At 74.1% G+C, this 21,663-nt stretch carries 18 protein-coding genes; 9 read left to right on the forward strand and 9 right to left on the reverse strand.

All coding sequences use genetic code 11. The features are described 5' to 3' along the window. Nucleotides 1-35: 35 nt before the first annotated feature. Entirely contained in the window at nucleotides 36-4,844 is a 4,809-nt protein-coding gene (locus V1L54_RS15835) for an Lhr family ATP-dependent helicase (RefSeq protein ID WP_330118648.1), read from the reverse strand. Between the two features lie 169 nt (nucleotides 4,845-5,013). Between V1L54_RS15835 and V1L54_RS15840 the strand changes: the two genes are divergently transcribed. From V1L54_RS15840 to recX, 5 genes are all read left to right on the forward strand, one after another. Further along, the gene (locus V1L54_RS15840) at nucleotides 5,014-5,832 is read left to right on the forward strand and encodes an AzlC family ABC transporter permease (protein ID WP_330118793.1); all 819 of its coding nucleotides are present in this window, start codon (nucleotides 5,014-5,016) and stop codon (nucleotides 5,830-5,832) included. Then, nucleotides 5,829-6,137, forward strand: a complete 309-nt coding sequence (locus V1L54_RS15845; RefSeq protein ID WP_330118649.1) for an AzlD domain-containing protein — start codon at nucleotides 5,829-5,831, stop codon at nucleotides 6,135-6,137. Before V1L54_RS15840 ends, V1L54_RS15845 begins: the two co-directional genes overlap by 4 nt. A gap of 57 nt (nucleotides 6,138-6,194) precedes the next feature. Then, the gene (locus V1L54_RS15850) at nucleotides 6,195-6,389 is read left to right on the forward strand and encodes a DUF3046 domain-containing protein (protein ID WP_100200073.1); all 195 of its coding nucleotides are present in this window, start codon (nucleotides 6,195-6,197) and stop codon (nucleotides 6,387-6,389) included. 215 nt (nucleotides 6,390-6,604) lie between these two features. Beyond that, nucleotides 6,605-7,744 (forward strand): recombinase RecA, encoded by a 1,140-nt coding sequence (gene recA, locus V1L54_RS15855; protein ID WP_330118650.1) that lies wholly within the window; start codon nucleotides 6,605-6,607, stop codon nucleotides 7,742-7,744. A 3-nt stretch (nucleotides 7,745-7,747) separates the two neighbouring features. Further along, nucleotides 7,748-8,275 (forward strand): recombination regulator RecX, encoded by a 528-nt coding sequence (gene recX, locus V1L54_RS15860; RefSeq protein ID WP_330118651.1) that lies wholly within the window; start codon nucleotides 7,748-7,750, stop codon nucleotides 8,273-8,275. Between the two features lie 67 nt (nucleotides 8,276-8,342). Here recX and V1L54_RS15865 read toward each other — a convergent pair whose 3' ends face one another. The 7 genes from V1L54_RS15865 to V1L54_RS15895 all read right to left on the reverse strand — a co-directional run bounded on the left by V1L54_RS15865 (nucleotide 8,343) and on the right by V1L54_RS15895 (nucleotide 15,671). Then, nucleotides 8,343-9,704 (reverse strand): MFS transporter, encoded by a 1,362-nt coding sequence (locus tag V1L54_RS15865; protein ID WP_330118652.1) that lies wholly within the window; start codon nucleotides 9,702-9,704, stop codon nucleotides 8,343-8,345. Then, entirely contained in the window at nucleotides 9,701-10,414 is a 714-nt protein-coding gene (locus tag V1L54_RS15870) for a helix-turn-helix domain-containing protein (RefSeq protein WP_330118653.1), read from the reverse strand. Before V1L54_RS15870 ends, V1L54_RS15865 begins: the two co-directional genes overlap by 4 nt. A gap of 120 nt (nucleotides 10,415-10,534) precedes the next feature. Next, entirely contained in the window at nucleotides 10,535-12,184 is a 1,650-nt protein-coding gene (locus V1L54_RS15875) for an FAD-dependent monooxygenase (protein WP_330118654.1), read from the reverse strand. A gap of 169 nt (nucleotides 12,185-12,353) precedes the next feature. Then, a complete protein-coding gene (locus V1L54_RS15880) occupies nucleotides 12,354-13,259 on the reverse strand; it encodes an amino acid ABC transporter permease (protein ID WP_330118655.1) in 906 nt (301 codons plus the stop codon). Then, nucleotides 13,256-13,930, reverse strand: coding sequence for an amino acid ABC transporter permease (locus V1L54_RS15885; RefSeq protein ID WP_330118656.1), 675 nt, complete (start codon nucleotides 13,928-13,930; stop codon nucleotides 13,256-13,258). The genes V1L54_RS15880 and V1L54_RS15885 overlap by 4 nt, the downstream gene beginning before the upstream one ends. 89 nt (nucleotides 13,931-14,019) lie before the next feature. Further along, nucleotides 14,020-14,847, reverse strand: a complete 828-nt coding sequence (locus V1L54_RS15890) for a glutamate ABC transporter substrate-binding protein (RefSeq protein ID WP_330118657.1) — start codon at nucleotides 14,845-14,847, stop codon at nucleotides 14,020-14,022. A gap of 50 nt (nucleotides 14,848-14,897) precedes the next feature. Next, nucleotides 14,898-15,671 (reverse strand): amino acid ABC transporter ATP-binding protein, encoded by a 774-nt coding sequence (locus V1L54_RS15895; RefSeq protein ID WP_330118658.1) that lies wholly within the window; start codon nucleotides 15,669-15,671, stop codon nucleotides 14,898-14,900. A gap of 263 nt (nucleotides 15,672-15,934) precedes the next feature. Between V1L54_RS15895 and V1L54_RS15900 the strand changes: the two genes are divergently transcribed. Beyond that, nucleotides 15,935-16,675: a response regulator transcription factor gene (locus tag V1L54_RS15900; protein ID WP_330118659.1), complete on the forward strand. Its 741-nt coding sequence runs from the start codon at nucleotides 15,935-15,937 to the stop codon at nucleotides 16,673-16,675. A 33-nt stretch (nucleotides 16,676-16,708) separates the two neighbouring features. Beyond that, nucleotides 16,709-18,136: a sensor histidine kinase gene (locus V1L54_RS15905; protein WP_330118660.1), complete on the forward strand. Its 1,428-nt coding sequence runs from the start codon at nucleotides 16,709-16,711 to the stop codon at nucleotides 18,134-18,136. A gap of 97 nt (nucleotides 18,137-18,233) precedes the next feature. On the opposite strand, the gene V1L54_RS15910 is transcribed toward V1L54_RS15905, so the two are convergent. Next, on the reverse strand, nucleotides 18,234-19,232 hold the full coding sequence (locus V1L54_RS15910) for a TAXI family TRAP transporter solute-binding subunit (protein ID WP_330118661.1): 999 nt from the start codon (nucleotides 19,230-19,232) through the stop codon (nucleotides 18,234-18,236). Nucleotides 19,233-19,335: 103 nt separating this feature from the next. Here V1L54_RS15910 and miaB point away from each other — a divergent pair, with 103 nt between their 5' ends. After that, the gene (miaB, locus tag V1L54_RS15915; RefSeq protein WP_330118662.1) at nucleotides 19,336-20,832 is read left to right on the forward strand and encodes a tRNA (N6-isopentenyl adenosine(37)-C2)-methylthiotransferase MiaB; all 1,497 of its coding nucleotides are present in this window, start codon (nucleotides 19,336-19,338) and stop codon (nucleotides 20,830-20,832) included. Nucleotides 20,833-20,917: 85 nt separating this feature from the next. Then, nucleotides 20,918-21,625: a class III extradiol dioxygenase subunit B-like domain-containing protein gene (locus tag V1L54_RS15920; RefSeq protein ID WP_330118663.1), complete on the forward strand. Its 708-nt coding sequence runs from the start codon at nucleotides 20,918-20,920 to the stop codon at nucleotides 21,623-21,625. Nucleotides 21,626-21,663 lie beyond the last annotated feature (38 nt).

Here is a 21,663-nt window from a genome sequence, read left to right on the forward strand (position 1 = left end):
GCACGCCGCCTGCCGCCCCGGCCCGCCGGCTGATGTCAGGCGCGCAGCCGCAGCCCGCGCGGGGTGGCGTGGAAGCCCGCCGCCTCCAGGGCGCGGCCGAGCGGTGAGCCCAGCACGGGGGAGCCGTTGGCGCGCTCCACGGTGACGGTGCCCAGCACTCCCCGGCGGGCGGCGCCGGCCAGCGCCTCGACCGCGGCGTCCAGCGGCGGGCCCCCGTCCCGCCAGGCCAGCAGCGTCCTGCCGCCCCGCTCCAGGTAGAGGACCAGCTCGCCGTCGACCAGGACCACCAGGGAACCCGCCTTCCGGCCCGGTTTGTGGGCCGCTCTGCGGGCAGTGCTCCGGCCGTCCGCCGCACCTCCGGCGGGCGGCGGCTCCGGCCAGGGCAGCGCGGCACCGTAGGCGTTGGCCGGGTCGGCGGCGGCGAGCACGGCGGCACGCGGCCGGGCACCCGTCGGCTTCTCGCGGGCCGCGGCGATCGCGCGCAGCCGGTCCACCGCGCCGTCCACGGCGAACTGCGCGGCGCCCAGGCCCTCCACCACGTAGCCGCGCCGGGCCTGGCCGCTCTCCTCGAAGACCGACAGCACGCGGTACGCGGCCGAGAAGCCGCCCTCCACCCCCTCGGCGGCGACCGCCCCCCGGGTGACCACGCCGTGCCGGTCCAGCAGGGTGCGGGCCAGGGCGTGGGCGCGGAGAGTGGGGTCGTCCTCCCGCTCGGACAGCAGCGACCAGCGGCCCGCCACGGTCGGCGGACCGCTCCGGGAGGCGGCGGGACGACGGGCGGAGAGGGAGGCCGACGACGCCGGGGAGGACAGCGCCGTCAGGGCGCCGTACCGGCCGCGGGGGATGCTCCGCCTGGCGCGGTGCGCCGTTGCCCCGGCGGTGCGGCCGGAACCGAGCAGGGCGCGCAGCGGGGCGAGGGTGTCGTTGGTGAGGTGTCCGGACCAGGCCAGCTCCCAGAGGGCTTCGGCCAGCTCCGGGTCGGCCACCTGGAGACCGGCGGCGCGGACCCGTTCGGCGATCTGCCGGAAGAACAGCCCGTACCCGCCCGAGAGCGCGTCCAGCACGGCCCGGTGGAGCTCGCCCGCCTCCAGCGGGTGCGGGGGCGGCAGCAGCAGGGGAGCGGCGTCGGCGAGCAGGAGGCGGACCCAGCCGTCCTTGCCGGGCAGCGCGCCCGCGCCCGCCCAGACCACCTCCCCGGTGGCGGTCAGTTCGTCCAGCATCGCCGGGTGGTAGCCGGTGACCCGGGAGGGCAGGACCAGCTTCTCCAGGGCGGAGGCGGGCACGGGCGCGCCCTGGAGCTGTTCGACGGCGCGCAGCAGCCCGTCCACGCCGCGCAGCCCGCCCGTGCCCGGCTGTTCGCCCAACTGCTGCCACTGGGGGAGGAAGGCGGCGAGCGCCGCGGGCGGCACCGGCTCCAGCTCCTGGCGCAGCGCGGCCAGGGACCGGCGGCGCAGCCGGCGCAGCACACCGGCGTCGCACCACTCCTGTTCGGTGCCGGAGGGGTGGAACTCGCCCTGGACCAGCCGGCCGGCGGCCGCCAGCCGGTGCAGCGCGCCGTCGGCGACGGCGCTGCCCAGCCCGAAGCGCCCGGCGGCCCGGGCCGTGGTGAACGGGCCGCGGGTACGGGCGTAGCGGGCCAGCAGATCGCCCAGCGGATCGGGGACGGGCTCGGTGAACGCCTCGGGCACACCGACGGGCAGTGCCGCGCCGAGGGCGTCCCGCAGCCGTCCGGCGTCCTCGATCGCCGCCCAGTGCTCCCGGCCCGCGATGCGGACCTCGATGGCGCGGCGGGCCCGGGCCAGCTCCCGCGCCCACTCCGGCCCGGCACCCCGCTCGGCCAGTTCGGCGTCGGTGAGCGGACCCAGGACGCGCAGCGCGTCGGCGACGCCCTCGGCGTCCTTGATCCGGCGGACCCCGCCGTCCGTCTCCGCCTCTCCCGCCGCGGGGAGCCACTGCAGCTCGCGCTCCAGCTCGGCCAGCACCTCCGGATCCAGCAGCTCGCGCAGCTCGGCCCGGCCCAGCAGCTCGGCCAGCAGCCGGGAGTCCAGCGACAGCGCGGCGGCCCGGCGCTCGGCGAGCGGGGAGTCGCCCTCGTAGAGGTACTGCGCGACATAGCCGAACAGCAGGGAGCGGGCGAACGGGGACGGCTCGGGCGTGGTGACCTCCACCAGACGCACCCGGCGCGTCTCGACGTCCCCCATCAGCTCGGTGAGCCCGGGGACGTCGAAGACGTCCTGCAGGCACTCGCGCACGGCCTCCAGGACGATGGGGAAGGAGCCGAACTCGCTGGTCACCTCCAGCAGCTGGGCGGCGCGCTGCCGTTGCTGCCACAGCGGGGTGCGCCTGCCGGGATCGCGCCGGGGGAGCAGCAGGGCGCGGGCGGCGCACTCGCGGAAACGCGCGGCGAACAGGGCGGAGCCGCCGACCCGGTCGGTGACGATCCGCTCCACCTCCTCCCGGTCGAACACGACGTCGGCGGCGCCGACCGGCGGCTGGTCGGGGTCGGCGGGGCCCCGGCCCGCACCGGGGCCGGCTCCGGGCGCGGCGCCGAAGCCGTCGCCCGGCCCGTCACCGGGAGTGCCGCCGAACCCTTCGCCGAACGCGTCGTCGAGGCCGAAGCCCGCCAGGTCGGCGTCGGGCAGGCGCAGCACCAGGCCGTCGTCGGCGTGCATCACCTGGGCGTCCAGGCCGAACCGCTCGGTCAGCCGCGCTCCCAGCGCCAGCGCCCAGGGGGCGTGCACCTGGGCGCCGAAGGGGGAGTGGACGACGATCCGCCAGTCGCCCAGCTCGTCGCGGAAGCGCTCCACGACGACGGTGCGGTCGTCGGGGACGTGCCCGCAGGCCTCGCGCTGCTCGCCGAGGTAGGACAGGACGTTGTCGGCGGCCCACTCGTCCAGCCCGGCCGCGGCCAGCCGCTCGCGGGCGGCCCCGGCGGGCAGGCCGCCGATCTCGCGCAGGAACGCGCCCAGCGCCCGGCCCAGCTCCAGCGGGCGGCCGAGCTGGTCGCCCTTCCAGAACGGCAGCCGGCCCGGAACTCCGGGCGCCGGGGTGACCAGGACGCGGTCGCGGGTGATGTCCTCGATGCGCCAGCTCGTGGTGCCCAGGGTGAACACGTCGCCCACCCGGGACTCGTAGACCATCTCCTCGTCCAGTTCCCCGACCCGGCCGCCGCCCTTCTTCGGGTCGGCACCGGCGAGGAAGACGCCGAACAGCCCGCGGTCGGGGATCGTCCCGCCCGAGGTGACCGCCAGCCGCTGGGCACCGGGGCGCCCGGCGACGGTGTGTGCGACCCGGTCCCACACCAGACGCGGGCGCAGCTCGGCGAAGGCGTCGGACGGATACCGCCCGGCGAGCATGTCCAGCACGGCGGTGTACGCCGACTCCGGCAGCGAGGCGAAGGGTGCGGCGCGCCGCACCACCGCCAGCAGCTCGTCCACGTCCCAGGTGTCCAGGGCGGTCATGGCGACCAGCTGCTGGGCCAGGACGTCCAGCGGATTGGCGGGCACCCGCAGGGACTCGATGGCGCCCTCGCGCATCCGCTCGGTGACCACCGCCGCCTGCACCAGATCGCCCCGGTACTTGGGGAGGACCACCCCGGAGGAGACCGCGCCCACCTGGTGCCCGGCGCGGCCCACCCGCTGCAGCCCGGAGGCGACCGAGGGCGGGGACTCCACCTGGACCACCAGGTCCACCGCGCCCATGTCGATGCCCAGCTCCAGGCTGGAGGTGGCCACCACGGCGGGCAGCCGGCCCGCCTTGAGGTCCTCCTCCACCTGGGCCCGCTGCTCCTTGGAGACCGAGCCGTGGTGGGCGCGGGCCAGCACCGGCGGCGCGCCCCCGGCCGTGCCCGAGCCTCCTGCCAGCTCCGCCGGGGAGTGGTCCTCGGGGAGCGGCTCGCCGGTGGCCCGCTCGTACGCGATCTCGTTCAGCCGGTTGCACAGCCGCTCGGCCAGCCGCCGGGAGTTGACGAACACGATCGTCGAGCGGTGGGCCTGGACCAGGTCGGCGATGCGCTCCTCGACCGACGGCCAGATCGACGGCCGGTCGCCCTGCCCGCCGGGGCCCTCGCCGCCGGCCTCCCGCGCCGGGGAGCCGCCCAGCTCGCCCATGTCCGGCACGGGCACCACCACCGACAGGTCGAACTCCTTCTGCGCGGCCGGCTGCACGATCCGCGCCCCGCGCCGGGGCGAGAGGAAGCGCGCCACCTCGTCCACCGGCCGGACCGTCGCCGACAGGCCGATCCGCCGGGCCGGGCGGTCCAGCAGCTCGTCCAGCCGCTCCAGGGAGAGCGCCAGATGGGCGCCGCGCTTCGTCCCGGCCACGGCGTGCACCTCGTCCAGGATCACCGTCTCGATCCCGCGCAGGGCGTCGCGGGCGGCGGAGGTGAGCATCAGGAACAGCGACTCGGGTGTGGTGATCAGGATGTCCGGGGGGCGCCGGGCCAGCGCGCGGCGCTCGGCGGCCGGGGTGTCGCCGGAGCGGATGCCGACCCGGATGTCGGGCTCGGGCAGCCCCAGCCGCACCGACTCCTGCCGGATGCCGGTCAGCGGGCTGCGCAGATTGCGCTCCACGTCCACCGCCAGCGCCTTCAGGGGTGAGACGTACAGCACCCGGCAGCGCCGGAGCGGGTCGGCGGGCGGGGGCGCGGCGGCCAGCCGGTCCAGGGCGGCCAGGAAGGCGGCCAGCGTCTTGCCGGAGCCGGTCGGTGCGACGGCCAGCACGTCCCGCTCCTCGGCGATCGCCCGCCAGGCGCCCTCCTGCGCGGCGGTGGGCGCGTGGAACGCCCCCGCGAACCACGCCCGGGTCGCGGGGGAGAACATGTCGAGAGCCGGTGCCCGGTCCATGGGGTCCATCCTGCACCCGCCCTCTGACACCGCCGCGCCCCCGGCCGGCCGCACTCCGGTCGGTGCCTCCGCCGGTCGCCGACGTACCCGCCGGTGTCCACCGGCGGGAACCCCCAGGAACGTGCGGGAACGGCGCACGTACCATCACTTCGTGCCGGAGCGGAACGAGATGATCCAGAAGACACCGGACGCGCCGGGTCCCGCCACGGGAGCCGCGGGCGGTGCCGTACAGCCGGTGCAGGAGCAGGTGACGGAGCAGGTGACGGACCCGCCCGGTGGCGGGGACCGCGCCGTCGTCCGGGACGCGCTGGGGGTCGGCGTCGCCGTCGGCCTCTCGGGCTTCGCCTTCGGGGTGACCTCCGCGGGGGCGGGCCTGAGCCTCGCGCAGACCTGCGCGCTGAGCCTGCTGGTGTTCACCGGCGCCTCGCAGTTCGCCCTCGTCGGCGCGCTCGCCGCCGGCGGAAACCCGCTCACCGCGGCGGCCGGGGCCTTCTTCCTCGGGGTCCGCAACGCCTTCTACGGGCTGCGGCTGTCCACCCTGCTGCGGCTGCCGCGCGCGGTGCGGCCGCTGGCCGCCCAGTGGGTCATCGACGAGACCTCCCTCGTCGCCCTCGCCCAGCGCGACACGCGCACGGCCCGGCTCGGCTTCGCCGTCACCGGAGCCAGCCTGTACCTGCTGTGGAACCTCACCACGCTGCTCGGCGCGCTGGGCGCCGCCGCGCTCGGCGACACCGGCGCCTGGGGGCTGGACGCGGCCGGCCCGGCCGTCTTCCTGGCGCTGCTCGCCCCCATGTTGCGGACGGCGGTGGAACGGGCCACGGCCGGGCTGGCGGTACTGCTGGGCCTGGCGTTCCTGCCGGTGCTTCCGGCCGGGGTTCCGGTACTGGTGGCGGCGCTGGCCGCCCCGCTGGTGCTGCTGGTGCACGGCCGGCGGGAGAAGAGGCGCGAAGGGCCGGACGAGGGCCCGGGAGAGGAAGGTGCCCGGTGAGCGTCTGGATCGCGGTGGCGGCGACGGCGGTCGGCTGCTACCTCGTCAAGCTGGTGGGACTGTCGGTGCCCGCGGGGGCTCTGGAGCGCCCGCTGGTCCGGCGGCTGGCGGCCCTGCTGCCGGTCGCGCTGCTGGCGGCGCTCACCGCGCAGCAGACCTTCGGAGGGGACGGCGGCGCGCTGGTGGTCGACGCCCGGGCGGCGGGTGTCGCCGCGGCGGCGGTCGCCCTGGTGCTGCGCGCTCCCTTCCTGGTGGTGGTGGCCGCCGCCGTCCTGGTCACCGCGGGAGTGCGGGCCCTGGGGTGAGAGGACGGCGGGCCCGTCCGTGCCCGTGCCCGGGACCGCACCGCTGATACTGGGGGCATGCGGTTGACGGTCTTCTGGGAGCGGATGGCGGCCCACTTCGGTGCGGCGTACGCCGACTCCTTCGCACGTGATCATGTGATGTCCGAGCTCGGCGGGCGGACGGTGCACCAGGCGCTGGAGGCGGGGTGGGAGGCGAAGGACGTCTGGCGCGCGGTCTGCCGGGCCGTGGACGTCCCCGCCGAGCTGAGGTGAGCCCCCGGCGGTCGGGCGTGTTGTGCTGTTGCCCCCTCTCCGGCCTGGGGTTTTCCGCTTTTCCACAGGACTTCGGGGCAGCTTGACACAAAAATCGAACAACTATTCTCATAGAGTGGCTGGGCGGACCGGGCGGTGTCCGGACCCGTTGTCAGTGGCAGGCGCTAGCGTCGTTTGACGTGAAGCGATCGACTCAAGCAAACCGGGTGGCACCCATGGCAGGAACCGACCGCGAGAAGGCGCTCGACGCCGCGCTCGCACAGATTGAACGGCAGTTCGGCAAGGGCGCCGTGATGCGTCTCGGCGAACGGCCGAACGAGCCCATCGAGGTCATCCCCACCGGGTCGACCGCTCTCGACGTGGCCCTCGGGGTGGGCGGTCTGCCGCGCGGCCGGGTGGTCGAGGTCTACGGCCCGGAGTCCTCCGGCAAGACGACCCTGACCCTCCACGCGGTGGCCAACGCCCAGCGGATGGGCGGCACCGTCGCCTTCGTGGACGCCGAGCACGCGCTGGACCCGGAGTACGCCAAGCGGCTGGGTGTGGACGTGGACTCCCTCATCCTGTCCCAGCCGGACAACGGCGAGCAGGCGCTGGAGATCACCGACATGCTGATCCGCTCCGGCGCCCTCGACCTGATCGTGATCGACTCCGTGGCCGCCCTGGTGCCGCGCGCGGAGATCGAGGGCGAGATGGGCGACTCCCACGTCGGCCTCCAGGCCCGGCTGATGAGCCAGGCGCTGCGGAAGATCACCGGTGCGCTCCACCAGTCCAAGACCACCGCGATCTTCATCAACCAGCTCCGCGAGAAGGTCGGCGTGATGTTCGGCTCCCCGGAGACCACCACCGGTGGCCGGGCGCTGAAGTTCTACGCCTCGGTGCGGCTCGACATCCGCCGTATCGAGACCCTCAAGGACGGCACCGACGCGGTCGGCAACCGCACCCGGGTCAAGGTCGTCAAGAACAAGGTCGCACCGCCCTTCAAGCAGGCCGAGTTCGACATCCTCTACGGCGTCGGCATCAGCCGTGAGGGCGGCCTGATCGACATGGGCGTCGAGCACGGCTTCATCCGCAAGTCCGGAGCCTGGTACACCTACGAGGGCGACCAGCTCGGCCAGGGCAAGGAGAACGCCCGCAACTTCCTCCGAGACAACCCCGACCTCGCCAACGAGATCGAGAGGAAGATCAAGGAGAAGCTGGGCATCGGCCCGAAGAAGGAGACTCCCGAGACCGAGCCGGGTGCGGACGCCCCGGTGGCCGACGCGGTCCCGGCGGCGGCCGCCGCCGCCACGGCGAAGGCGGTGCCCGCACCGGCCACCCGGGCCAAGGCGGCCAAGAGCGCCGCGGCCAAGAGCTGAGTCGTGGCGGGGCGCCAGGAGGGCCTTCCGGCCGGTGATCCGGAGGAGCGGGCGCGGGCGATCTGCCTGCGCCTGCTCACCGGCACCCCGCGCACCCGCGGCCAGCTCGCGGAGGCGCTGCGCAAGCGGGAGATCCCCGAGGACGTGGCCGAATCGGTGCTCTCCAGGTTCGAGGACGTCGGCCTGATCGACGACGCGGCGTTCGCCGAGGCATGGGTGGAGTCCCGGCACCACGGCCGGGGCCTGGCCCGCCGTGCCCTCGCCAGGGAACTGCGGCACAAGGGGGTGGATCCCGGCCTGGTCGACGAAGCCGTCGGACGGCTCGACCCGGAGCGGGAGGAGGAGACCGCCCGAGCTCTGGTGGCCCGCAAGCTGCGCGCCACCAGAGGGCTCGACCGGGACAGGCGGCTGCGCCGCCTCGCCGGGATGCTCGCCCGCAAGGGGTATTCGGAAGGGCTCGCCCTGCGTGTCGTCCGGGAGGCGCTGGAGGCGGAGGGCGAGGAGCTGGCGGAGCCGGAGTACGGCCTGTAGGGGATGGGCTGAGCGGAGCCGGCCGGGCGGCGCTCCGGCCAGCCGAATCGCCCATGGGTATCCCGGATCACCCCACCCGGGAGGTGTCCCCGGCGGGCGGCAGCACGGCGTCCCCGGTGGGCGGCGCCGGTACGGCAGGGGCTGCCGTGGCCCCGGAGCCGGCCCGGCGGATCCACAGCAGCGCGCCGGTCAGCAGGACCGCACCGGCCAGCAGCCAGGGCAGCGGGCCGCGTGGCAGGGCACCGGCGGCCAGAGTGGCGAGCGCGGCGGCCGACTGCAGGGCCAGGGACTGGACGGACAACGCGGTGGCACGGCCGGCGCTGCCGACCCGGCGGTGCAGCAGTTCGTTCTCGTTGGGACCGGCCACACCGAGGCCGAAGTAAACCAGGGCATAGCCGGTGGCGGCCAGGACCAGAACGACCGGTCCGGACCACGGCACGGTCACCCCGAGCAGCAGCAGGCCCGTCGCCCCGGTCCCGAGGCCGGCCAGGACGGCGCGTTCCCCGCTGCCGGTCAGACGGGCGGCCGGCGGTGCGCAGTGGCTGCCGAGAGCGGTGCAGACGAAGCCGCCGCAGGCGAGGGCGGCGAAGAGCAGCGCACCCGACTCGGGCGCCCCGGTCAGTTCGGCGGAGCGTCCCGGGGCGAGTAGTTCGATGACGGCCAGCGCGGTCCCCGCGGCGGCGGCGCTCAGCAGCACCCGGCGCACCAGGGCGTTCCGCCCGCCCAGCCGCAGCCCGCCCAGCACGGTGGCCGGGATCCCCCGGAGCGCCCCCCGCACAGTGGCCGGCGGACGGGGCGGTTCGGGCAGCGCGGTCAGGGCGTACACCGTGAAGACCACTCCGACGGCCGCCCCCAGCAGCGCCGGGACCGACAGCGGCAGCACCAGTCCGGCGGTGGCCTCGCCCAGCCGGGCGCCCGGATCCGGGCCGAGGCCCAGCAGCCAGGGCAGACCGCCGCCGCACAGGGTGCCGAGCGCCAGCGCGGTGGCGGACGCGGTGTTGCCGCGGGCCAGCCCGGTGCGCAGCTCCGCGCCGGGCCCGGAGTGCGCCTGCACGGTGTCCACGTACCAGGCCTCGGCGGGACCGCTGGACAGCGCACGGCCGGTACCCGCCAGGACCACGCCCAGGGCGAGGACCCAGAACGTGGTGCCCAGCGCCTGCAGGACCAGGGCGGCAGTGGTGAGCACACCCGCGGCGGCCAGCACGGTGCGGCGGCCGACGACGTCGGACAGTCCGCCGGTGGGCAGCTCCAGCACGGTGACGGTGAGGGACTGCACGGCGAACAGTCCGGCCACGGCGGCGAGGCTCATACCGCGTTCGCCGAAGAGCAGGACCATCGCGGGCAGGTACAGCCCGACCGGGAGCCAGAAGAGGAAGGTGACGGCGGCGAAGCGGCGCCGGGCGGTCGCGGGATCCAGCGGCGCGGTCATGCCGTGCCGTTTCGGCGGTGGGCGCCGGGACGGTCGTCACCGCCGGCGGCTTCCCCGTCCGCGTCCGTGCCCGTTTCCGTGTCCGTTTCCGTGCCGGAGCCCGGGGCGCCGGGGCGGCCCGCCGCCAGGGGCAGCCCGGCCCACAGCAGGACGGTCTTCTCGGCGCGCGGATCGCCCTCGTCGCGCGCCGCCAGTTCGTCGGCCTTCCGGCGGAGGGTCTCCCACAGTTCGGTGAGCGACTCGGGGGTCAGCCGGTCCAGCCGGTCGCTGATGCCGGACGGCTCCAGCCACTGCGGCCCGAGCCGTCCGGCCGCCAGGTCCTCCTCATGGCGGTGCAGGGTGCGTGCCAGATGCTCGATCTGGAGGCCGCGTACGGCGCTGAGGGACGTCCGCCCAGCGGGGGAGGCGTACATGGCCGCGTTGTCCCAGGCGGTGTCGGTGTGCACCGACCGCCAGCGGCGCTCCCGCCCGTCCCGGTTCCCGGCCTCGGCGACGAAGCCGTGCCTGGCCAGTACCCGCAGGTGGTAGCTGGTGGAGGCGGAGGACTCGCCGGTCCGCTCCGCGAGCTCGGTCGCGGTCGCGGGCCCGTCCTCCCGCAGCAGCCCGAGCAGCCGGATGCGCAGTGGGTGGGTGAGTGCCTTCAGCGCCGCCGCGTCCCGTTCGGGGTGCAGTACGCGAGTGCGTGCCCGGTCCGTCTTCTCGTCGGCCATGGAGGGAGGGTAGGGCGCCGGAAGCACTCTGCAAAACTATTTTTGCAAAAAATCTTTGGGGAAGTGGGCGTGCCGCCACCCGGCCGGGAACGGGCGGCTGAGCGCCGGAGACGGTACGGGTCAGGGCCGGTCCGCCGAGCGCCCGGTCCGCCCCGCGCCGGACCCGGCGGCGTCCTGGCCGCTCCCGCGTTCCTCGCCGCCCTCGTTGCCCTTGCCGTCCCCGCCGGTCTCCCGGGCCAAAGCCCCGCGGACCGCCTCGGCGCAGGCACGCAGCTCGTCCGTCCGGGCCCCCGGCAGTGCGGCCGCCAGATGCCCGTCCGGCCGCACCACCAGAACGGTGTGGGCGGTCGCGCCCGGATAGCTCTCGGTGACCAGCAGTTCGGCGGCCAGCGGCAGCCGCTCCACCACGGCGGCCAGCTGTGGCATCAGCCCGGCCGACAGCCAGTGGCGGCTGTCCCACACCCGGGTGCCGGGCGCCACCAGCAGCACCAGCAGACCGCGGCCCAGCCGCTGCCACAGCCGCTCCCTGGTGCCGTCCAGGGCCGTCACCGCCACGTCCGCCACCGGCGCGCCCGGCGTGGTTCCGACCGCCACCGCACCGGGCACCGTGCCCTCGTCCGGCGTCAGCGGCGAGTGCTCGTAGCAGGGCGGCGCGCCCAGCGGTCCGTGCCCCAGGTGCCCGTCCGTCAGCAGGTCGAGCCGGCCCCGGGAGCCCCCGGGCAGCAGGGTGCGCAGCCCGCCGCTCCCGCGAACCAGCGGCAGTGCCTGGTCGAGGGCGCGCAGCCGGGCCCCGACCGCCCCCCGGCGCTCGGCCCCGTAGCTGTCGAGCAGCTCCTCCGGCGCCCTGCGGTGCCAGCACAGCGCCAGTTTCCAGGCGAGGTTGGCGGCGTCCCGCAGCCCCTCGTCGACCGGCTGGGTGCCCAGCGCGCCCAGCAGCCGCGCCGCGTCCCCGGCGAGGAAGGCGCGTCCCGCGCGCCAGCGCCGGGCCAGCCGCTGGTGCGCGGTGTACACGCCGGTGTCCAGCAGCTCGTACGGCGGCACCTCGCCGCACCAGGCGGTCAGGGTGCCGCGTATCCGGTCCAGCAGCTCCTCCGGGGTGACCAGCTCGCCGCGCGGCGGCAGCAGCCAGTCCAGCCGCCACACCCCGTTCGGCAGCGGACGCGCCACCGCCTCGTCGCCCCGGCCGGGGAGCTCGCGGTGCAGCAGCGCCTCGCCGTCCCAGGGCAGCCCGACCCGGAGCGCCGCCACCGCGTGCCGCTCTACCGAGGTGCGCCCGGGGAAGCGGATGCCGAGCAGTTTGCGCACCGTGGAACGGGCCCCGTCGCAGCCCACCAGATAACTGCCGCGCCACCAGGTGCCGTCCGGGCCCCGGGTGCGCGCCGCCACCCCCCGCTCGTCCTGCTCCAGCTCGTCCAGCCATGCCCCGGTGACGATCCGGGCCAGCGATTCCTGTTCCAGGGCGGCCCGCAGGCTCCGCTCCAGGGCGTACTGCTGCAGATGCACCGGGGAGGTGGCGGCGTCCAGCTCCACCCGCCGCACCGGCTGCCGGCGCCGCTCGGTGCGCCAGGCCGCCCACCGGGCGCCGCCCAGGGCGAACACCTGGGCGACCTGGGCGGCGGTGTCGGGCCGCAGCACACAGGTACGTGCCGCGCGCGGCTCCACCTCGCCGTCACCCGCGTCGAGCACCACCGACGGGACACCGTGGCGCGCGAGCGCCAGCGACAGCGCGAGTCCGACCGGGCCCGCGCCGACGACGATCACCGGGTCCACGGTGTCCGGCCCTCGCGGTTCTCATGGTGCTCGACGGAGGAGAGGGGTGGAGCCGATGGAGCCCGGTGCACGATCACACAACGTATGCAACCCACTGCCTGTGCCCCCGTCAAGCGACGGGGGCACAGGCAGTGGACGTGAAACAGGCGCGGACCGGGTGGGCTCGCCGCTACCGCTTCCCGGCCGGGGGCTCGACATGGGGCTCGTCGAACTCCATCTCCGTGTCGGTGTGGAGCACCGCGCCGCCCGACCGCTTGCCGCGCCGGAGCCGGCCCTCGAGCCAGCCGGCGAAGGTGGTGAGCAGGAAGTTCAGCGCCACGAAGAGCAGCGCGACCACCGTGATGGCCGCGATGGTGTTGGCGCCGTAGTTGGCGGCGATCAACCGGATCTGGCTCAGCAGCTCGTTGTAGTTCAGGAGCGCGCCGCCCAGCGCCGTGTCCTTGACGATCACGACGAGCTGGCTGACCAGCGCCGGCAGCATCGCGGTGACCGCCTGCGGCAGCAGTACGTAGACCATGAGCTGGCCCTTGCGCATGCCGATGGCCTTGGCCGCGTCGGTCTGGCCGGAGGGCAGGGAGAGGATGCCCGCCCGGACGATCTCGGCGATGACCGAGGCGTTGTAGAGCACCAGACCCGTCACCACCGCGTACAGCGGACGCAGGTCGGAGGAGACATTGGTGAACTGCGCATACGCCACGTTGGCGAAGAACATCATCAGCAGCACCGGGATGGCGCGGAAGAACTCCACCACGGTGCCGGCGGCCCCCCGGACCCACCGGTGGTCCGAGAGCCGGGCCACCCCGAACAGCGCGCCCAGCGGGAGCGCGATGAGGATGGCCAGGACCGCCGCCTTGAGGGTGTTGAGCAGACCGGGGATCAGGTATGTCGTCCACACCCGGCTGTCGGTGACGAACGGGCTCCACTTGTCCCCGTCGAGCTGCCCCTTGCCGGCCATGGTGTCCAGTACCCACCACAGGGCGAGAGCGAGGAGGACGAGGAACACCACGGAGTAGACGATGTTGCGCATCCGCGCCCGCGGGCCCGGAGCGTCGTAGAGAACGGACAGGTTGCTCATCGCTTCACCGCCACGCGCTTGCTCACCCAGCCGAACAGGAGGCCGGTCGGGAGGGTCAGGACAATGAACCCGAAGGCGAACATCGCGGAGACCAGGAAGATGGCATCGCTCTCGTTCTCGATCATTTCCTTCATCAGCAGCGCGGCCTCCGACACTCCGATGGCCGCCGCCACTGTGGTGTTCTTGGTCAGGGCGATCAGGACGTTCGTCAGCGGTGCCACCACCGAGCGGAAGGCCTGTGGGAGGACGATGAGAGTGAGCACCTGGAAGAAACTCAGCCCCATGGCGCGGGCGGCCTCCGCCTGCCCGACGGGCACCGTGTTGACACCCGAGCGCAGTGCCTCGCAGACGAAGGTGGCGTGGTAGGCGGCCAAGCCGAGTACGGCCAGCCGGAAGTTGATCTCCTCGAAGTCGCCGCCGGCCAGTGTGGCGCCCAGCGTCTGGAACAGCCCCAGAGAGGCGGCCAGGATGATGACCGTCAGTGGGGTGTTCCGCACGACGTTGACGTAGGCGGTACCGAAGCCGCGCATCAGGGGCACCGGACTGACCCGCATGGCGGCCAGGACCGTTCCCCAGATCAGGGAGCCGATCGCCGAGTAGAAGGTGAGCTGCACCGTCACCCAGAAGGCTCCGAGCACGTCGTAGCGCCCGGATTCAAGAAAGTCGAACACGTTCTCCCGCGCTCTCGCCTTGTCGGATGGCCTCTCTTCGGAGGACGCGGTGTGCCGCCCCGCGCGGGGCGGCACACCGCGGACACCCGTCAGCTCGTCTCGGTGATCTCCGGGGCGGCCTCGTACTCGTAGTTGGCCGGGCCGAAGTGCTTCTTCGCGGCCTCCTCCCAGGCGCCCTCGTCGACCATCTTCTTCAGGGCATCGTTGATCTTCTGCTGCAGCTCGGTGTCGCCCTTCTTCAGCCCGATGCCGTAGGGCTCGTCGCTGAGGCTGAGACCGGCGAGCTTGAACTTGCCCTGGTGCTCCTTCTGCGCCGCGTAGCCGGCCAGGATCGAGTCGTCGGTGGTCAGGGCGTCGACGGCCTCGTTCTCCAGACCGGTCAGGCACTCCGAGTAGCCGCCGTACTCCTGCAGGTCCGCCTTCGGCGCGAACTTGTTCTTGACGTTCTGCGCGGAGGTGGAACCGACGACCGAGCAGAGCTTCAGGTCGCTGCTGTTCAGATCCGTCTCGCTGGTGATGGAGGTGTCGTCGGCCCGCAGCAGCAGGTCCTGGTGGGCGACGAAGTACGGGCCGGCGAAGCTGACCCGCTCCTTGCGCTCGTCGTTGATCGTGTAGGTGGCGACGATGAAGTCCACGTCACCGTTGACGATCATGTTCTCGCGCTCGTTGCTGGGGGCCTGCTTCCACTCGATGTCCCCCTCCTCGTGACCGAGCTCCTTGGCGACGTACTTGGCCACGTCCACGTCGAAACCGGTGTAGTCGCCGTCCTGGGTCTTCAGGCCCAGGCCCGGCTGGTCGAACTTGATGCCGACGGTGACCTTGTCGCCGCCCGAACCGCTGTCGCCGCCGCAGGCCGTGGCGGTCAGGGAGAGGGCGAGTGCCGTGGCGGCCGCGAGGCCGGCTTTGCGGAGAGTCATGGTGAACATCCCTGGAATCTCGAGTCGTACGTGGTTCCGCTGAGCCGAGCTCAGTGGTGAAGGATCTTCGACAGGAAGTCCTTGGCGCGGTCGCTGCGCGGGTTGCTGAAGAACTGGTCGGGAGTGGCCTCCTCGACGATCCGCCCGTCGGCCATGAAGACGACCCGGTTCGCGGCGGAGCGGGCGAAGCCCATCTCGTGGGTGACCACGACCATCGTCATGCCGCCCTGCGCCAGCTGCTGCATGACCTCCAGGACCTCGTTGATCATCTCGGGGTCGAGCGCGGAGGTCGGCTCGTCGAAGAGCATCACCTTCGGGTCCATCGCCAGCGCGCGGGCGATGGCCACGCGCTGCTGCTGGCCGCCGGAGAGCTGGGCGGGGTACTTGTCGGCCTGGTTGGCCACCCCGACGCGGTCCAGCAGACCGCGGGCCTTCTCCTCCGCCGCCCTCCTGTCGGCGCGGCGGACCTTGAGCTGGCCCAGCATCACGTTCTCCAGCACCGTCTTGTGCGCGAAGAGGTTGAAGGACTGGAACACCATGCCGACGTCGGCGCGCAGCCGGGCGAGCTCCCTTCCCTCGGCGGGCAGGGGCTTGCCGTCGATGAGGATGGTCCCGGAGTCGATCGTCTCCAGGCGGTTGATGGTGCGGCACAGCGTTGACTTGCCGGATCCCGAGGGCCCGATGACGACGACGACCTCACCGCGTCCGATGGTGAGGTTGATGTCCTGGAGGACATGCAGGGCACCGAAGTGCTTGTCGACGTTCTTCAGGACGACCAGATCCTCCGCCAGCGCGGTGTCCTCGGTCACCGATACGTTGCTCATCGGCGTCATTCGCTCCGTCCTCGTCGGTTGAGGGGACCTTAGTGACCGCCGCTGAGCAGCGTCAGCACATCTGAGCTGAAATTGAGCATAACGATCGGGTGGCAACCGGACGTATCACTCGAATGCCGTACCGCATGGTTTATCCACCGCATAACGTGGAGCGAGCGGAGGGGGCCTTGACGTGCCGTGCCGGATCGGCGTGGATGCCTGTGGCGCCGGGGAGGGCCCGGAGCGGCCGGGGAGGACCGGCGGAGGGGGAGCCCATGAGACTGCTGCTCGTCGAGGACGACGACCGGGTGGCCGCGGCGCTGTCCGCGGTCCTCACCCGGCACGGCTTCGACGTGGTGCACGCCCGCGGCGGCGAGGAGGCCCTCAGGCGCCTGCTGCCCGACGGCGTGGCGGCGCCCTTCGAGGTGGTGCTGCTCGACCTCGGCCTGCCCGACACCGACGGCTTCGAGGTGTGCGGACGCATCCGGCGGCTGACCAGCACCCCCGTGATCATGGTCACGGCGCGGGCCGATGTGCGCTCCCGCGTCCACGGCCTCAACCTGGGCGCCGACGACTACGTGGTCAAGCCGTACGACACCGCCGAACTGCTCGCCCGCATCCACGCCGTCAGCCGCCGCACCGCCACCGCCACCGCCACCGCCACCGCCGCGGTGGCCGACGGCACCGGCCAGGACGGGACGGCCGGCCCGGACGGCGCGCGGGAGCTGTGCCTGGGGCCGCTGACCATCCAGACCGCCACCCGCCGGGTGACGGTGAACGGGGAGGTGGTCACCCTCACCCGCAAGGAGTTCGACCTGCTCGCGCTGCTCGCCCAGCGCCCGGGCGTCGTCTTCCGCCGTGAGCAGATCATCAGCGAGGTCTGGCGCACCAGCTGGGAGGGCACCGGCCGCACCCTGGAGGTGCACATCGCCTCGCTGCGCGCCAAGCTGAGGCTGCCCGCCCTCATCGAGACGGTGCGCGGCGTCGGCTACCGGCTCATCGCCCCGGCCGGCTGAGACCGGCAGGCCCGGAAGGTTCGGACCGCTCCCGTGCGTACCCGTCTGCTCGCCATCCTCATCGTGCTGATGGCCGGTGTGCTGCTCGCCCTCGGTTTCCCGCTCGCCGCGAGCATGGCCGCCGCCGAGCAGCAGCGTGTCGTGGTGGACCGCATCGACGACACCGCCCGCTTCGCGTCCCTGGCCCAGTACGTCACCATCCGCCCCCCGGCGAGCAGCCCCACCACCGCCGAGGCCCGCCAGCAGAACGAGCGGCTGGCCATGCTCCGCGACGAGCTGGAGCGCTACCACGAGCTGTACGGCATCCGCGCCGGGGTCTTCTACCGCGACGGCACCGCGATGGCCGCGGCACCGGGCCACTGGCGGGTCCCCGCGGACGGGGAGGGGGCCGGGGCCTTCGCCGAGGCGCTGGTCGGGCGCCGCAGCCACGACCCGGCCCAGGTGTGGCCCTGGGAGCGGGGCCGGCTGGCGATCGCCTCGCCGGTCGTCCGCGACGGTGATGTCGTCGCCGTCGTGCTGACCGACTCGCCCACCGGTCCGATGCGCTCCCGCATCCTGCGGGACTGGCTGCCGCTGGCCGCCGGGGAGGCGGCCGCCATGCTGGTGGCGGTCGCCGTGGCCGTCCGGCTGACCGGCTGGGTGCTCGCGCCGGTACGGGTGCTGGACCGGGCCGCGCACGACATCGCCACCGGGCGGATGGCGTCCCGGGTGGCGGCCTCGAGCGGGCCGCCGGAGCTGCGCCGCCTGGCGCGGTCCTTCAACGAGATGGCCGACCACGTCGAGAACGCCCTGGAGCAGCAGCGCGCCTTCGTCGCCGACGCCTCGCACCAGCTGCGCAACCCGCTCGCCGCCCTGCTGCTGCGCATCGATCTGCTGGCCCTGGAACTCCCGGAGGGAAACGAGGAGATCGCCTCGGTGCGGGCCGAGGGCAAGCACCTGGCCAGGGTGCTCGACGACCTGCTGGGCCTGGCGCTGGCCGAGCACGCCCGTGCCGATCCGCGGCTGACCGACGTGGCCGGCCTCGCCGCCGAGCGCGTCGCCGCCTGGCGTCCGGTCGCCGACCGCGAGGGCGTGTCGCTGCGCGTGGCGGGCAACGGCGCGGTGACGGGATGGGCCGATCCGGTCGCGCTGTCCAGCGCGCTGGACGCGGTCGTGGACAACGCGCTGAAGTTCACCCCGGAGGGGGAGTCGGTCACCGTGGCGGTCGCCTCCGGCGGTGACCGGGCGACCATCGAGGTCGCCGACCGCGGTCCCGGACTCACCGAGGACGAGCTCGGCCGGATAGGGGACCGCTTCTGGCGCAGCGGCCGCCACCAGAACGTCTCCGGCTCCGGGCTCGGGCTGTCCATCTGCCGGGCGCTGCTCGCCGCGGGCGGGGCGGGGATCTCCTTCGCCCCCAACGAGCCGCACGGGCTGCGAGTGGTGATCAGCCTGCCGCGGAACGCGCCGGACGAAGAGTGATGAACAGCGACGAGGAGTGGTCAAGGGGGCCAAGGGTGAGGAGCCGCGGCCGCCGCGGCCCGGCACCGCCACCCCGCGCGTCCGCGGCCGGCCCGGCTCAGGACTTGACGGACCGGTAGTAGCGCTCGGCGCCCCGGTGCAGGGGGAGCGGATGGGTGTGGATGGCGGTGCGCAGGTCGACCTTCTGGGCGGCGTGCACCTCGCGGCCGATGCGGTCCCGGCTGTTGATCACCGAGCGGGTGACCTCCTCGGTCAGCGTGTCGTCCGTGCCCTCCGTGGCGACCAGCAGGTTCGCCACCGCGATGGTCTCGACCGCGCTGCCGTCCTGGATGGACGGATAGGCGTCGGCGGGCATCAGCGCGGCCCGGTAGTAGCGGGTCCGGGGTTCCTGGGCGTGCAGCGCCGGCACCAGGTCGCCGAGGGGTACGAGCCGGATCTCGGTCTCCTCGGCGAGTTCCTCGACCGCGCCGGTCGGCAGCCCGCCCGACCAGAAGAAGGCGTCCAGCTCACCGCGGGTCAGCAGGTCCGGCAGCCGGCCGATGCCCTCCGGCACCGCCACGACGTCCTTCGCCGGATCCAGTCCGGCGGCCCGCAGCAGCCGCCCGGCGATCAGGCTGACCCCCGAGCGCGGCTGCCCCATGCCCACCCGCAGCCCCGCCAGGTCCTCGGCGGAGCGCACCGGCGAGTCGGCCGGGACGACGAGCTGGATGTAGTCGTCGTGCAGCCGCGCGCAGGCCCGCAGCCGGTCGGCGCCGGGCTTTCCCGACTCCAGGTGGGCCGCCACCGCGTCGGCCGCGGCGATGGTGAACGACGCCTTGCCGGAGACCAGCCGGTCGAGGTTCTCCACGGAGCCCGCGCTGGTCTGGAGCGTCACCTCCACCTCGGGCAGGTCGCGTTCCAGCTGCTCCTTGAGCATCTGCCCGTAGCGCTCGTACACCCCGCCCCGGGAGCCCGTGGTGAAGGCCACCGGCCCGCCGGGCTCCGGTCCGCCGCCGGGCGGCAGCCACCACAGCAGCAGGGCCAGTGCGGCCGCCGCCGCGGCGGCGGCCGTCAGCAGCCGGCGTCTTCCCGGGCGGCGCAGGGACGGCGAGACCATGGCACCGATCCTGCCAGGAGCCGCACCCGGCGGGAACAGCGGCGGGGAGCACACGGAAGGGAGAGGCGGGGGCGGGGCGCGAACACGTACCCTGTCGACTGAGATGAGTGCGAAGACTTACCAGGTGCGCACCTACGGGTGCCAGATGAACGTCCACGACTCCGAGCGCCTGTCGGGCCTGCTGGAGGACGCGGGCTATGTCCGGGCGCCCAAGGACGCCGAGGCCGCCGACGTGGTCGTCTTCAACACCTGCGCGGTGCGGGAGAACGCCGACAACAAGCTCTACGGCAACCTCGGACGGCTCGCGCCGCAGAAGGCCTCCCGGCCGGGCATGCAGATCGCGGTCGGCGGCTGCCTGGCGCAGAAGGACCGCGACACCATCGTGCGGCGCGCACCCTGGGTCGACGTGGTCTTCGGCACCCACAACATCGGCAGTCTGCCGGTGCTGCTGGAGCGGGCCCGTGTCCAGCGGGAGGCGCAGGTCGAGATCGCCGAGTCGCTGGAGGCGTTCCCCTCCACGCTGCCGGCCCGGCGGGAGAGCGCGTACGCGGCCTGGGTCTCCATCTCGGTCGGCTGCAACAACACCTGCACCTTCTGCATCGTCCCGGCGCTGCGCGGCAAGGAGAAGGACCGCCGGCCCGGTGACATCCTCGCCGAGGTCGAGGCACTGGTCGCCGAGGGCGTCACCGAGATCACGCTGCTGGGGCAGAACGTCAACGCCTACGGGTCCGACATCGGCGACCGCGAGGCGTTCTCCAAGCTGCTGCGCGCCTGCGGGACGGTGGACGGCCTGGAGCGGGTCCGCTTCACCTCCCCGCACCCGCGCGACTTCACCGACGACGTCATCGCCGCCATGGCCGAGACGGAGAACGTGATGCCGCAGCTGCACATGCCGCTGCAGTCCGGCTCCGACCGGGTGCTGAGGACGATGCGCCGCTCCTACCGGCAGGAGCGCTACCTGGGGATCATCCGGAAGGTCCGGGCCGCGATCCCCGACGCGGCGATCTCCACCGACATCATCGTGGGCTTCCCCGGCGAGACCGAGGAGGACTTCGAGCAGACCCTGCACGTGGTCCGCGAGGCGCGCTTCGCGCAGGCGTTCACCTTCCAGTACTCCAAGCGCCCCGGCACCCCGGCCGCCGAGATGGCGGGCCAGATCCCCAAGGAGGTCGTACAGGCGCGGTACGAGCGCCTGGTCGCCCTCCAGGAGGAGATCTCCTGGGCGGAGAACAGGAAGCAGACCGGGCGGACCCTGGAGGTCATGGTCGCCGAGGGCGAGGGCCGCAAGGACGGTGCCACCCGGCGGCTGTCCGGCCGCGCCCCCGACAACCGGCTGGTGCACTTCACCCGTCCCGAGCGGGACGTACCGCGCCCGGGGGACATGGCCACGGTGGAGATCACCTACGCCGCCCCGCACCACCTCCTCGCCGAGGGCCCGGTGCTCGGGGTGCGGCGCACCCGCGCCGGCGACGCCTGGGAGCGGCGCACCGCCGCGCCCTCGGGGGGCGCCTCCGGGGGGAAGAGCGTGCTGCTCGGTCTGCCGGCCGTCGGCGTCCCGGAGCCGCTGCCCGCCGCGCCCGACGGCTGCCACGCCGGCTGAGCTTCGGCCACGGGCCTGGGGCGCGGCCCGGTCGTCTCCCGCACGCCCTCTGGCGGTTCCACGGTGCGGCGATAGGCTCGGCGGCATGCTTGCCGCCGCCGCAGTATGCCCCTGTCCGCCGCTGCTGGTGCCCGAGGTCGCGGGGGGTGCCGCCCAGGAGATGGACGACGCCCGGGCCGCCTGCTACGACGCGATCGCCGTCCTGGCCGCCGCGCGTCCCGACCGGCTCGTGGTCGTCGGCCCCGCCGAACCGGCGTGCCGGGGCCGGCATCCCGCGGGCGCCACCGGCTCCTTCCGGCCCTTCGGCGTGGACCTGGAGGTCCGCCTGGGGACGGGCGAACCCGCCGGCCGGCCGCTGCCGCCGTCCCTGGCCGTGGGCGCCTGGCTGCTGGAGCACACCGGGTGGGGCGCCTCACCCGTCGAGGGGCTGGGGGTGGGGGAGCCACTGCCCCGTGAGCGGTGCGCGGCCGCCGGACGGGACCTGGCGGCCGGACCGGAGCGGGTGGCGCTGCTGGTCATGGGCGACGGCACCACCTGCCGGACGCTGAAGGCGCCCGGCTACTTCGACGAGCGGGCCGCCGCCTTCGACGCCGCCGCGGCCCGTGCCCTGGCCGCCGCCGACACCGCCGGTCTGCTGGCCCTGGACGAGGAACTGGCCTACGAGCTGGGCGCGTCCGGCCGGTCCTGCTGGCAGGTGCTGGCCGGGGCGGCGGAGGGCGCGGACCTGGCGGGACGGCTGTTGTACGACCGGGCGCCGTACGGCGTCGGCTATCTGGTCGCGAGCTGGTCGTAGCCCCGTCCCGCCGCCCGACCGGGCCCGTCCCCGGGACC

Source organism: Streptomyces rubellus, from assembly GCF_036323805.1.
In the GTDB taxonomy this organism is placed as follows: Bacteria; Actinomycetota; Actinomycetes; order Streptomycetales; family Streptomycetaceae; genus Streptomyces.

What these genes read in the sequence shown, in the direction of transcription:
- V1L54_RS15870 (WP_330118653.1), bottom strand. Translation starts at nt 10,414, where the DNA reads ATGGCCGACGAGAAGACGGACCGGGCACGCACTCGCGTACTGCACCCC.
- miaB (WP_330118662.1), top strand. Translation starts at nt 19,336, where the DNA reads ATGAGTGCGAAGACTTACCAGGTGCGCACCTACGGGTGCCAGATGAAC.
- V1L54_RS15850 (WP_100200073.1), top strand. Translation starts at nt 6,195, where the DNA reads ATGCGGTTGACGGTCTTCTGGGAGCGGATGGCGGCCCACTTCGGTGCG.
- V1L54_RS15920 (WP_330118663.1), top strand. Translation starts at nt 20,918, where the DNA reads ATGCTTGCCGCCGCCGCAGTATGCCCCTGTCCGCCGCTGCTGGTGCCC.
- V1L54_RS15900 (WP_330118659.1), top strand. Translation starts at nt 15,935, where the DNA reads ATGAGACTGCTGCTCGTCGAGGACGACGACCGGGTGGCCGCGGCGCTG.
- V1L54_RS15840 (WP_330118793.1), top strand. Translation starts at nt 5,014, where the DNA reads ATGATCCAGAAGACACCGGACGCGCCGGGTCCCGCCACGGGAGCCGCG.
- V1L54_RS15880 (WP_330118655.1), bottom strand. Translation starts at nt 13,259, where the DNA reads ATGAGCAACCTGTCCGTTCTCTACGACGCTCCGGGCCCGCGGGCGCGG.
- V1L54_RS15835 (WP_330118648.1), bottom strand. Translation starts at nt 4,844, where the DNA reads ATGGACCGGGCACCGGCTCTCGACATGTTCTCCCCCGCGACCCGGGCG.
- V1L54_RS15865 (WP_330118652.1), bottom strand. Translation starts at nt 9,704, where the DNA reads ATGACCGCGCCGCTGGATCCCGCGACCGCCCGGCGCCGCTTCGCCGCC.
- V1L54_RS15895 (WP_330118658.1), bottom strand. Translation starts at nt 15,671, where the DNA reads ATGAGCAACGTATCGGTGACCGAGGACACCGCGCTGGCGGAGGATCTG.
- V1L54_RS15910 (WP_330118661.1), bottom strand. Translation starts at nt 19,232, where the DNA reads ATGGTCTCGCCGTCCCTGCGCCGCCCGGGAAGACGCCGGCTGCTGACG.
- V1L54_RS15890 (WP_330118657.1), bottom strand. Translation starts at nt 14,847, where the DNA reads ATGACTCTCCGCAAAGCCGGCCTCGCGGCCGCCACGGCACTCGCCCTC.
- recA (WP_330118650.1), top strand. Translation starts at nt 6,605, where the DNA reads ATGGCAGGAACCGACCGCGAGAAGGCGCTCGACGCCGCGCTCGCACAG.